The sequence below is a fragment of the Zooshikella ganghwensis genome, from assembly GCF_018263875.1.
Taxonomy (GTDB): Bacteria; Pseudomonadota; Gammaproteobacteria; order Pseudomonadales; family Zooshikellaceae; genus Zooshikella; species Zooshikella ganghwensis.
Genome location: NZ_JAEVHG010000003.1, coordinates 323,953 through 335,766 on the forward strand (window position 1 = coordinate 323,953; position 11,814 = coordinate 335,766).

The following is an 11,814-nucleotide window of genomic DNA, read 5'->3' on the forward strand; positions in this document are numbered from 1 at the left end:
CACATAACTGCTTAGAGTTGAACGCCAGAAAAAGACATAAAGCCTAATGACATCAAACCAACAGTAATAAATGTTACACCTAAGCCACGTAACCCTTCTGGGACATCGCTATACTTGAGTTTTTCTCGGATACCGGCCAGAGCAACAATAGCCAGCGCCCAGCCTACACCTGCGCCAATACCGTATACGGTACTTTCTGCAAAGGTATAGTCTCGCTCGACCATAAACAAAGAAGCACCCAAAATGGCACAGTTAACGGTGATCAAAGGCAAGAAAACACCTAGCGCGTTGTAGAGTGCAGGCACATACTTATCCAGCACCATTTCCAGTATCTGCACAATAGCTGCAATCACACCGATGTAACTTAAATAACCAAGAAAAGACAGATCAACATCAGGCAAGCCCGCCCAAGCTAAAGCCCCCTCTTTTAAAACATGCTGATAAAGGAGGTTATTGACTGGTACTGTTACCGCCAACACCACAATGACCGCTATTCCCAAACCAATAGCCGCCTGAACCTTTTTAGAAATGGCAAGAAACGTACACATTCCCAGAAAGAATGCCAGTGCCATATTTTCAATAAAAACAGCCTTTATGAATAAGCTAATGTAATGTTCAAACATAATTACATAGCCTCCTTATACTTGCTGTGAGCGGCCAGTTTATAGTCAGGCTGTTCCACTTGGCTCTTCTTCCAAGTTCGGAGGCCCCAAATCAGTAAACCAATTAAAAAGAACGCTGAAGGTGGTAAGAGCAGCATGCCATTGGGTTGATACCATCCACCTTCACTCACCAGCGGCAGAATCTCAACACCAAACAGTTTGCCGGCCCCAAACAGCTCTCGAATAAATCCTAAGGTCAGCAAAATAATACTGTACCCTAATCCATTACCAACACCATCGATGAAGCTGGGAATGGGTGGGTTTTTCATGGCAAAGGCTTCAGCACGACCCATGACGATACAGTTGGTAATGATCAGCCCTACGAAAACTGAAAGCTGTTTGCTGATGCTATATGCAAAGGCCTTCAACACCTGATCCACCACAATAACCAATGAAGCAATAATCGTCATTTGCACGATAATACGAATACTGCTGGGTATGTGGTGGCGGATTAACGACACTGACATATTGGAAAAGGCCGTTACCAGCGTCAGTGCAATACACATTACAACGGTTGTCTGCAAATTACTGGTTACCGCCAGTGCAGAACAAATCCCCAGAATTTGTAACGCAATCGGGTTGTTATCAAAAATGGGGGATAAGATGGTTTCTTTGGTCGTACTCATTTTACGCTTTCCCCGCTCTTAAGTTTGCCAAGAAAGGTCCAAAGCCATTTTCACCCAGCCAGTAATGCAGCAGGTTTTCAACACCACGTGTGGTTAGCGTTGCTCCCGCCAAACCATCAACCTGGTGGTCAAAGTTGGGATTACTCGGGTTCGCTGCACCTTTGACCAAGTTAATCTTCACTTTAAACTGGTCATCAAATACCTCTTTACCAGTCCACAGTGCTTTCCATTTGGGGTTGTCCACTTCACCACCCAGGCCAGGAGTCTCTCCCTGATCATAGAAGCCAAAGCCCACAACCGTTTTGGTATCCCCTTTCAAGGCCAGAAAGCCATACATTGTTGACCAGAGCCCATAGCCATGAACCGGTAAAATGATGGTATCAATGCTATTGTTTTTCTCTACCACATAAACTGTCGCGTAATGCGCTTTGCGCTTAATGCTGGCAATATCCTGATCAGCTGGCACGATGTCAGATTGTTTCGGGTCTTTTGCAGCTTTACGCTGGTCATAGCCACTGGCATTGATCTCATCCGTAAACTGGCCTGATTGCAGATCAACAATTTTCGGGGTAATCGCCGCAAACTGCTCTGCAATAGACTTATCTGGCTGCATCAAGCCCGCAATTTCCAGAATACTACGCTGTTTATCCAGCTGTTTGTTTTGCTTCTGAGTATCCCGCAACATTACCGCTGCACCGGAAACTAAAACAGAGCAGACCAAGCACAGCAGGACAGAAACGGTAATCGTTTTCTTGATTGAGTCATTAGCTGACATTGAGTCTCGCCTCCCGCCGCTTGATATTCGCTTGCACCACAAAATGGTCAATTAACGGCGCAAACAGATTGGCAAATAGAATGGCTAACATCATTCCTTCAGGGAAAGCGGGGTTAATGACCCGAATCAACACCACCATCACACCAATCAAACCACCAAAGTACCATTTACCTGTATTCGTCATTGACGCTGAAACAGGGTCTGTGGCCATAAAGAACATACCAAAGGCAAAGCCACCCAATACCAGATGCCAGTACCAAGGCATGGCAAACATATAATTGGATTCTGAAGAAATAGCGTTGAATAGCAGCGATGTGGCAATCATCCCAATCATCACACCAGACACAATCCGCCAAGAAGCTATACCCGTAACCAGTAGTACAAAGCCACCTAGCATAATGGCTAAGGTAGAAGTCTCACCAATTGAGCCAGGGATCGTACCGACAAAAGCTTGTGCCCAGGTATAGGTATTTTGCAGCGCGTCCATACCATCAGCAGCCGCTACACCTAAAGCTGTTGCTCCTGTGAAATTATCAACTGCAGTCCAAACCGCATCACCAGATAATTGCGCAGGATAAGCGAAGAATAAGAAAGCTCGCCCTGTGAGTGCAGGGTTAAGAAAGTTTTTACCGGTTCCGCCGAAAACTTCTTTCCCTATCACCACACCAAAGGAAATACCCAACGCAACCTGCCATAAAGGAATGGTTGGCGGTAAGATCAAGGCAAATAAGATTGAGGTTACAAAGAAGCCCTCATTTACCTCATGACCACGAACTGAAGCAAATAATACTTCCCAAAAACCACCGACAACGAAGGTCACGATATAAACTGGTAAAAAGTAAGCAGCACCGTATATCAAACAGTCCCACCAGCTATTAACATCATAGCTGCTGAACAAGCTGATAAATGCACCACGCAAACCATCTACTTCTGAAACACCTACTGTTGGCATCGCCTGCAGTGCTTGCAAGCCCACGTTGTACATGCCAAAAAACATAGCAGGAAATGCACAAAACCAAACGGTAATCATAATCCGCTTTAGGTCAATACCATCACGGACATGTGCTGTGCCACCAGTGACTTTACCAGGGGTATAAAAAATAGTATCTGCAGCTTCATAAAGCGCATACCACTTTTCGTACTTGCCCCCTTTATGAAAGTTAGGTTCTATTTTGTCGAGAAACTGTCGCAAGCTCATCTTCAACCCTCCTGCTCAATACGGTTCAGGTTGTCACGTAAGATTGGCCCGTACTCATATTTGCCAGCACATACATAGCTGCACAATGCCAAATCTTCTTCATCAAGCTCCAAACAGCCTAATTTTTGAGCCATTTCCGTATCACCAACGATCAGTGACCGAAGTAACTGCGTAGGTAAAATATCCAATGGCATGATTTTTTCGTAATTCCCCACGGGCACCATGGCTCTGACACTACCATTGGTTGTAGTGGTAAAGGAAAACCGTTTGCTCGCTGAAAGTTTGGATAAAAACACATTCATAACCGAGTGCTTTTCTTGTCCAGCAGCCAACCATCCCATGAATTCGCGCTTGTAACCTTCCTCAAGCACCACAACCTGATTATGGTAACGACCTAGAAATGCCAGTTCATTTTTAGCTGTTGAGCCACCAAAAATAGAGCCTGAAATTATACGATTGGCCTTATCAGAAACTTCACCTTGAACAAGGTCAGTGAGGTTAGCGCCCAGCTGGGTCTTTACCAACCGAGGCTTAGTCACTTGAGGGCCTGCCAGTGATACGACACGCTCTACCCATAGTTTACCTGTAGTAAACAGACGGCTAATCGCAATGACATCCTGATAGCCAATATGCCAGACGGTTTTGTTAGTGCCTACAGGATCTAGGAAGTGAATATGGGTTCCAGGCAAGCCCGCAGGATGCGGTCCAGAGAAACTATGTAATGAGGCTGGCGCTTGCCCTACATTAATTGAAGCATTGTCACCGTGACAAACAAATACTTTGCCTGAAGTGAGCCTAGCAATAATTTTCAGCCCCTGCACAAAGTCATCTTGATACTCTTGAATGATGACAGCAGGGTCTGCAGCCAACGGATGGGTATCCATTGCCGTGACAAAAATGGAGTGTGGCGTAGTATCTGGCGCTGGCACCTTGCTGAAAGGACGAGTCCGGAAAGCTGTCCATAAGCCAGATTGAACCAGGTTTTCCTGTACTTGTGCTGGTGTCAGTTGATCAAAGTTTTTTGGCTCATAGCTGGCAAATGTTTCAGCATCATCACCATCAACTTCTATCACAAGCGATTGGAATACCCGTTTTTCACCTCGATTGACCGCGGTCACTACTCCACTTGCAGGAGCAGTATAAAGTACGCCCGGTGTTTTTTTATCAGAAAAGATAACCTGTCCTGTCTTTACCCGATCACCTTCAGCAACGGCCATGGTTGGTTTCATACCAACATAGTCACGGCCAAGCACCGCTACAGAGCGGACTGGGCGGCGTGCAGCATCAATGGACTGCTGTGGCGATCCTGTGATCGGTAAATCAAGGCCCCGTTTGATGTTGATCATACGTAATGCCTATCACTGGTTGAACGTTCAAGGTTACCCTAATTAACCCATCACGGACGACTGACACTTGTTGTTGTATTGTTCAGTCAAGTGGTTGCGCTGAGAAGCATGACTTACTTATGAGCTCATAGGCTCACGTTAAAATCATAATGCCTTGTAGGTCAAAACCCATTTCTAGGGATATCTTACAATGCGGTTCACATGAGCATCATCAGGCTAATTAGAGTTATTACCCCACAGAAAAATCGCCAGCATTATAATGATGCAGTCGAAATTATGCCACCTATAACGCCGTATTTATTCAGATTTTGCGGTACTGCGGAGCAACAGCGAACAAAACCCGATGGCAAAGCCACAGGGTTTTGATTCAAATTTTATGGTTTTGGAAACATGGGATAACGAATATTAGCCAACGTTTGCAGTATTCGATTCACCTGAAAACTATAGCCGTACTCGTTATCGTACCACACATAAAGTACACAACGGTTGTTGTCTGCTATGGTTGCCTCTCCATCAATAATGCCAGCATAGCGAGAACCAACAAAATCAGACGACACTACTTCTGGCGAGTTGACATAATCAATCTGCTTTTGCAACTCTGAGTAAAGTGAAATTTCTCGTAAGTAATTATTAAGCTCATCAGCTGTTGTGTCTTTATTCAACGTTAAATTAAGAATAGCTAAAGAAACATTCGGTGTAGGTACGCGTATCGCATTGCCGGTCAACTTACCTTTCAACTCTGGCAACGCTTTGGCCACCGCTTTCGCCGCTCCTGTTTCCGTAATTACCATATTCAACGGCGCACTTCGGCCTCTGCGGTCAGCCTTATGGTAGTTATCAATAAGATTCTGGTCATTGGTATAGGAGTGAACGGTTTCTACATGACCGTGTTCAATACCAAACTGATCATTGACCGCTTTAAGCACAGGGACAATGGCATTGGTCGTACAAGAAGCTGCCGTCACAATTTTATCATCTGCGGTAATTAACTGATGATTCACTCCTTGCACAATATTTTTCAATTCGCCCTTGCCTGGAGCTGTTAATAACACGCGACTCACACCAGCACACTTAAGGTGCTGGGATAAGCTTTCTTCATCACGCCAAATACCGGTGTTATCCACCACGACAGCATTGTCTATACCATACTGAGCATAGTCTACCTCAGCAGGTGAATTGGCATAAATCACTTGAATAAATGTACCATTGGCAATAATCGCGTTATTGGTTTCATCAATGGTTATGGTTCCGCCAAATGAACCATGGATAGAGTCCCTACGCAGGAGGCTGGCACGTTTAAGTAAATCATTTTTAGCCCCGCCTTTACGCACCACAATAGCTCTGAGGTTTAGCCCATCACCACTCCCTGCACGCTCAATTAATATTCTGGCCACCAAACGACCAATACGACCAAAGCCATATAAAACAACATCCTGACCTTTACCATCGCCTCCGGGGTGTTTGTCAATCACATCTGCAATTTCTTGGCGGACAAAGGTCGCCAGGTCCTGTGTTTGTTGTTGCTTCTTGAATTTAATAGCCAACTTGCCTACATCGATGTGAGCAGGTCCTAAGTTGAGTTCTGTGAGTATTTGGAGAATGGGAAAACTGTCCTCAATCGCCAGCTCTTCTGCTTCAATCTGGCGAACAAAACGGTGAGCTTTAATAATATCAATGACCGAGCGGTTAATGATTTGTCGGCTGTAAATGGAAGTCACGACATTGTGCTCACGATACAGCTTGCCAATTAGCGGGATCATGGCCTCAGCCATCGCTTCACGTTTTTTCCAATCCTGGAAACAGTCATGCTGTATTTTTTGATTCACGTTTTTTTACCTTTATTTGTTAGCCAATACACTACGGTATTGTTTTTTGTCGATACACACTCTAGGTTATAAGCGCGTATATTATCGAGGCTCGCTACCGGCAACGCAACTCAGTGACGGGTTATTCTTAATACTCGGCGTGCGTTATATCCCATATCTCGCGTATGATGCGTGGTTGGAAAGATTATCTGAATTTTTGTAGGACAAACTGGTAAGTCAATGACCGTTCAACATACGACTCTGGAATTACCCACGCATCGTGGTGATCGACGTTTTCTTGGCAACTTACAAGGTGCAGCAACCAGCTGGGCTGTCGCCACCGCCGCTCACCAATTTAATGGATTAAGTCTGATCATTACCCCAGACACGGCCAGTGCGAACCAGATTGAACGTGAACTAGGGTTGTTTTTAGCCGACAACACACTTCCTGTGTTGTCTTTTCCTGACTGGGAAACACTCCCCTATGATAGCTTTTCCCCACACCAGGATATTATTTCACAACGATTACTGACCCTTTACCGTTTGCCCCAAGTGCGTCAAGGTATTCTTATTGTTCCGGTCACGACCCTGATGCATCGCATTACACCCAGCAACTACTTACAAGCAAACAGCCTTATGTTGACGGTTGGCGACCAGTTTGTACTGGAAACTGAGCGTAAACGCCTAGAAAGTGCTGGTTACCGCTGTGTTGATACAGTTTATGAGCACGGTGAGTTTGCGGTAAGGGGCAGTATTATGGATATATTTCCAATGGGTTTGGAAACCCCAGTGCGTATTGATTTATTTGATGACACCATTGAAACCCTGCGTTTATTTGATCCTGAAACACAACGCTCAACAGAAAAGCTTAATGAACTTCACCTGTTGCCCGCTAAAGAATTTCCACTCAATCGCAAAGCGATTGATCATTTTAAGCAGGCATGGCGTACAACATTTGATGTGGACTTTAGGCAGTGCCCAGTTTATCAAGATGTCACTCATGGCATTGCCCCTGCAGGTGTAGAGTATTATCTGCCGCTATTTTTTGAAGAATGCGCCACCCTGTTTGACTACTTACCCAGTCAGGTTCAAGCCATCCTATTTGGTAATGTGGAACCGGCCATTGAGCGTTTTTGGCAAGAAGCCAGTAATCGATACGAAAGTCGTCGTCATGATATTCAGCGACCCATTCTGCCGCCGCATCGCGTGTTTGTCCCTAGCAATGAGTTTTTTTCAGCGTGTCGTCAGTTACCGCGACTGCAGCTTGAAAAAGAGACCGTTGAAGAAAAGTCGGGGCGTACCAACCTTGCCAGTTCCCCCTTACCCTCTTTGGCAACGGATGCCCGCCATGAACAACCCCTACACTTACTCAAAGCGTTTATTGCTGAGCACAAGCCTCGCATTCTATTTTGCGCTGAGTCAGCAGGTCGAAGGGAAACACTGCTAGAGCATCTTAAAAAAATAAATATCAACCCTACATTTTTTAGTCACTGGCACGCCTTTGCTGATGATACCAGCAGCGCTTTTGGCATTACCGTGGCGCCTATTGATCAAGGTTTATGGTTCACCGATCAAAACCTGTGTCTGATTACTGAGTCAGAATTATTTGGTCAGCGAGTGGCACAGCGCCGGCGCCGACGAAAACAGCAAGACCAAAGTGATCAGATCATTAAGAATTTAACTGAGCTGAAAATAGGCGCACCTGTTGTTCATATTGATCATGGTGTAGGCCGTTATCGCGGCTTGCAAACACTCACCATTGATGATCACCCAGCTGAGTTTTTAACCCTGGAGTACAGTGATGAAGCGAAACTCTATGTGCCTGTTTCCAGCCTCCATTTAATTTCCCGCTACACAGGCGCCGATGACGAGTTAGCCCCCTTACACAAACTAGGCAGTGAACAGTGGAGTAAAGCACGGCGCAAAGCTGCCGAAAAAGCCCGTGATGTTGCCGCCGAACTATTAGATATTTACGCCCGCCGTGCAGCCCGACAAGGTTTTCCCTTTCCTGCGCCCGAGCTAAGCTACGAGCAATTTGCCAGCAGCTTTCCTTTTGAAGAAACCCCTGATCAACAGTCAGCTATTCAAGCCGTCATACAAGACATGACCTCGCCTCAACCGATGGACCGCCTGGTCTGTGGTGATGTGGGCTTTGGTAAAACCGAGGTCGCGATGCGAGCAGCGTTTATTGCCGTGCAAGGCAGCAAGCAGGTTGCCGTCCTCGTCCCCACCACCCTGCTCGCCCAGCAACATTATGAAAGCTTCAAGGATCGCTTTGCCGACTTACCCGTTAACATTCAAGTACTTTCACGCTTTCGTAGCAGTAAAAAAGTGAATCAAACCCTTTCAGCCTTAGAAGAAGGCAAAGTGGATATCGTCATTGGAACTCACAAGCTGTTACAAGGGTCTGTCACTTTCCGCAACTTGGGCTTAATCATTATCGATGAAGAGCATCGGTTTGGGGTACGCCAAAAAGAGCAGTTAAAAGCCCTGCGCGCTGAAGTCGATATACTGACCCTTACCGCCACCCCCATTCCACGTACTTTAAATATGGCGATGGCCAGCCTGCGAGACTTATCGATTATCGCTACACCACCAGCACGCCGGTTATCGGTAAAAACCTTTGTCCGTCCCTCTGACTCACACTTGATTAAAGAAGCCATTCTCCGTGAGCTGCTACGTGGTGGGCAGGTGTATTACTTACACAATGAAGTCAAAACCATTGAGAAAGTCGCTGAAGAACTTACCGAGCTGGTACCCGAAGCTCGTATTGCCATTGGTCATGGGCAAATGCGAGAACGCGAGCTAGAGCAAGTCATGTCTGACTTTTACCATAAGCGCAGCAATCTGCTGGTGTGTACTACGATCATTGAAACCGGTATCGATATCCCAAGCGCTAACACCATCATTATCGACCGGGCAGATAAATTTGGTTTAGCGCAACTGCACCAGTTACGTGGTCGGGTTGGCCGTTCTCATCACCAGGCTTACGCTTACTTACTCACGCCTGAGTCGAAAAAAGTCACTGATGATGCCGTAAAACGCCTGGATGCTATCTCGGTAGCAGATGAACTAGGCGCTGGCTTTACCCTAGCGACCCATGACTTAGAAATCCGTGGAGCAGGTGAACTGTTAGGTGATGAGCAAAGTGGGCAGATTCAGTCGGTAGGCTTCAGCTTATATATGGAAATGTTAGAGCGTGCTGTTGCAGCCATTCAAAAAGGTGAAACCCCTGACTTGGATAAACCTTTACAGCAAGGCCCTGAAGTTAATTTGCGGGTACCCGCCTTACTGCCTGACGATTACATTGCCGATGTTCATACCCGACTGATGATGTATAAGCGTATTGCAAACGCCACCACCACTGAGTCGCTAGAAGAACTGCAGGTGGAACTGATTGATCGCTTTGGCCTACTACCCGAACCTACAAAATTCCTGTTCAGGCAAACGGAGCTTAAGCTGTTAGCGCAAAAACTCGGTATCCATAAAATCGATACTGGAGCAGAAACGGGCCGCCTGGAGTTTGGCAGTGAGCCTCAAGTAGACCCATTAAAGATTGTGCAACTGGTACAGGCACACCCTTATCGCTACCGACTGGAAGGCGCGACCATCTTTAAATATTTTGAAGACATGCCTTCTCCTGATCAGCGTTTAAAAACTACCCAGCAGGTTATGACTCTGCTGGCAAGCTAGTCCTGGTGATCACTGTTAAAGAGCGTATTCACTGTTTTTGGCATATCCATTGTTTTAATGGGTAAACTGACTAGCCTCTGGCTAAGCTTAGGGTGTGATTATTGAATGGAATAAGCTAACAACTTGAAAATGCAAAGCATTGGATGCTCACGATTACTCATCCTAACAGGAGCGCTGTTGACTGTTGCTGCCTGCCTGGCGGCAACAGCACAACCAAGCAAACCTGCTGCAAACGGCTTAACAGAGCCTTTACCCGAATGGCTGCAAGTCGAAGTCATTATCGTTCAGCAAGAGTTTAACGAAGATACACTGGAAAACTGGCCCGCCCTCAATAAGCACCCCCTTCCCGCCCACTATGCTTACCTTTCTGATCAATCCCTGAGCAACATTGAGAGCAACTTAACCGCCCGTACGACTTATCCAGCACTGCAAAAAGATCAACAAACCTTATCGACAACTGTACAAAAACTACAACGCAACCATACCTTTTATGTGCTGACCTATGCCGGCTGGATGCAACCCTACCAGCAAGCAGAACCTATCCGTATAGAGGGTGGGCAGTACTATGAAGACCAGCCCGAACTTATTGGCACCTTACACATTCAACCGTTTGAGCATGTTTACCAGCTTAAGGTCGACTTGTGGTTTCGCACATTTGAAGTAAGCGCCCCGACCAAGCAGCAAGCCGCACGCCAGCAGCGGTGGAATGTAGTGGAGTTTGAAGATGAAGCAGAAATGACTGCTGAGGAGCGCTGGCTTGCCTCAGCCAGTCCAGATGACCTGCGCTACGAACTGAAAGCCAACTACAGTTTGCAGCAAACTGAAATGGTTACGCCAAAAACACTGCACTACATTGATAGCCCTGTTATTGGCGTAATTATCAAGCTGACACCTATTTTACCTTCCCAGGAAAAACCGACCTCATAACCATGAGAGGCATCAGATCAATCCGCCTGCCAGTCCAAAATTTATCGGTTTAGGGTCGCCAGCAGAAGTCGTTTCACGTTTTGCATACCTTTGGCTAACGCCAGCTCAATTTCATCCATGGTTATAATCCCTGAGCTTCGTCCAGCGGCCATATTGACGACTAAAGCTATACTCGCGTAATCCATTTCCATTTCACGCGCTAAAGCGGCCTCTGGCATGGCTGTCATGCCAACAATATCAACACCATCTCGCTCCAAACGATTGATTTCAGCAACCGTTTCTAAACGTGGGCCTTGGGTACAGCCATATACAGCTTTTGTTTTAACCGATAACTGAATATCCTGAGCGGTCTGCAATAACCGGTCCCTCAAATTAGGGCTAAAAGGCTCAGTAAAATCAATATGATGCACTGGCTGATCATCGCCAGGAAAAAAAGTATGTTCACGGCCGTAGGTGTAATCAATTACTTGATCAGGTATTACAATACTCTCAGGTGGTATTTCTGAGCAGATACTCCCCACCGCATTTACGGCAAAAATCTGGTTCACGCCAAGCTTCTTTAACGCAGCGATATTCGCTCGATAATTAATACGATGTGGCGCAAACTGATGAGGACAGCCATGGCGTGCCAAGAAAGCAACCTCAACATTCCCTAACTTGGCAATAGTAATAGGCGCAGATGGATTACCATAAACAGTTTCGTGCGAAACGGTATCCTTTAGCTCCAATTCTGGCCACTGCGTCAGCCCCGTGCCCCCAATAACAGCCATCGACGGCATGTG

General features: G+C 46.2%; 10 protein-coding genes. 3 read left to right on the forward strand and 7 right to left on the reverse strand.

From position 1 onward, the window contains the following. Positions 1-11 precede the first annotated feature (11 nt). The 5 genes from nqrE to KHS79_RS07475 are packed head-to-tail and all read right to left on the reverse strand — an operon-like array spanning position 12 to position 4,607. Positions 12-623, reverse strand: a complete 612-nt coding sequence (nqrE, locus tag KHS79_RS07455; RefSeq protein WP_027708003.1) for an NADH:ubiquinone reductase (Na(+)-transporting) subunit E — start codon at positions 621-623, stop codon at positions 12-14. Positions 624-625: 2 nt separating this feature from the next. Then, entirely contained in the window at positions 626-1,288 is a 663-nt protein-coding gene (locus KHS79_RS07460; protein WP_027708002.1) for an NADH:ubiquinone reductase (Na(+)-transporting) subunit D, read from the reverse strand. Position 1,289: 1 nt separating this feature from the next. Next, positions 1,290-2,063 carry a Na(+)-translocating NADH-quinone reductase subunit C gene (locus tag KHS79_RS07465; RefSeq protein ID WP_027708001.1) on the reverse strand — a complete coding sequence of 258 codons (774 nt, stop codon included), beginning with the start codon at positions 2,061-2,063 and terminating at the stop codon, positions 1,290-1,292. Beyond that, positions 2,053-3,261 (reverse strand): NADH:ubiquinone reductase (Na(+)-transporting) subunit B, encoded by a 1,209-nt coding sequence (locus tag KHS79_RS07470; protein WP_212717969.1) that lies wholly within the window; start codon positions 3,259-3,261, stop codon positions 2,053-2,055. The genes KHS79_RS07465 and KHS79_RS07470 overlap by 11 nt, the downstream gene beginning before the upstream one ends. A gap of 2 nt (positions 3,262-3,263) precedes the next feature. Then, on the reverse strand, positions 3,264-4,607 hold the full coding sequence (locus tag KHS79_RS07475; RefSeq protein ID WP_212717971.1) for a Na(+)-translocating NADH-quinone reductase subunit A: 1,344 nt from the start codon (positions 4,605-4,607) through the stop codon (positions 3,264-3,266). A gap of 201 nt (positions 4,608-4,808) precedes the next feature. Here KHS79_RS07475 and KHS79_RS07480 point away from each other — a divergent pair, with 201 nt between their 5' ends. Next, a complete protein-coding gene (locus KHS79_RS07480) occupies positions 4,809-4,973 on the forward strand; it encodes a hypothetical protein (protein WP_157365420.1) in 165 nt (54 codons plus the stop codon). An 8-nt stretch (positions 4,974-4,981) separates the two neighbouring features. Here KHS79_RS07480 and KHS79_RS07485 read toward each other — a convergent pair whose 3' ends face one another. After that, complete coding sequence (locus KHS79_RS07485; RefSeq protein WP_212717974.1) at positions 4,982-6,433, reverse strand: glyceraldehyde-3-phosphate dehydrogenase; 1,452 nt, start codon at positions 6,431-6,433, stop codon at positions 4,982-4,984. A 219-nt stretch (positions 6,434-6,652) separates the two neighbouring features. Here KHS79_RS07485 and mfd point away from each other — a divergent pair, with 219 nt between their 5' ends. Both mfd and KHS79_RS07495 read left to right on the forward strand, forming a co-directional pair. Further along, the gene (mfd, locus tag KHS79_RS07490) at positions 6,653-10,105 is read left to right on the forward strand and encodes a transcription-repair coupling factor (protein WP_212717976.1); all 3,453 of its coding nucleotides are present in this window, start codon (positions 6,653-6,655) and stop codon (positions 10,103-10,105) included. Between the two features lie 177 nt (positions 10,106-10,282). Continuing rightward, positions 10,283-11,032 carry a CsiV family protein gene (locus KHS79_RS07495; protein ID WP_212717978.1) on the forward strand — a complete coding sequence of 250 codons (750 nt, stop codon included), beginning with the start codon at positions 10,283-10,285 and terminating at the stop codon, positions 11,030-11,032. Between the two features lie 41 nt (positions 11,033-11,073). Here the strand turns inward: KHS79_RS07495 and KHS79_RS07500 are convergent, their stop codons facing one another. Beyond that, complete coding sequence (locus KHS79_RS07500) at positions 11,074-11,811, reverse strand: S-methyl-5'-thioinosine phosphorylase (RefSeq protein WP_094787529.1); 738 nt, start codon at positions 11,809-11,811, stop codon at positions 11,074-11,076. Between the last annotated feature and the right edge of the window lie 3 nt (positions 11,812-11,814).

Excerpts from the sequence above, each read along its gene's own strand:
- nqrE (WP_027708003.1), bottom strand. The coding sequence starts at position 623 with ATGTTTGAACATTACATTAGCTTATTCATAAAGGCTGTTTTTATTGAA.
- KHS79_RS07460 (WP_027708002.1), bottom strand. The coding sequence starts at position 1,288 with ATGAGTACGACCAAAGAAACCATCTTATCCCCCATTTTTGATAACAAC.
- KHS79_RS07465 (WP_027708001.1), bottom strand. The coding sequence starts at position 2,063 with ATGTCAGCTAATGACTCAATCAAGAAAACGATTACCGTTTCTGTCCTG.
- KHS79_RS07470 (WP_212717969.1), bottom strand. The coding sequence starts at position 3,261 with ATGAGCTTGCGACAGTTTCTCGACAAAATAGAACCTAACTTTCATAAA.
- KHS79_RS07475 (WP_212717971.1), bottom strand. The coding sequence starts at position 4,607 with ATGATCAACATCAAACGGGGCCTTGATTTACCGATCACAGGATCGCCA.
- KHS79_RS07480 (WP_157365420.1), top strand. The coding sequence starts at position 4,809 with ATGAGCATCATCAGGCTAATTAGAGTTATTACCCCACAGAAAAATCGC.
- mfd (WP_212717976.1), top strand. The coding sequence starts at position 6,653 with ATGACCGTTCAACATACGACTCTGGAATTACCCACGCATCGTGGTGAT.
- KHS79_RS07500 (WP_094787529.1), bottom strand. The coding sequence starts at position 11,811 with ATGCCGTCGATGGCTGTTATTGGGGGCACGGGGCTGACGCAGTGGCCA.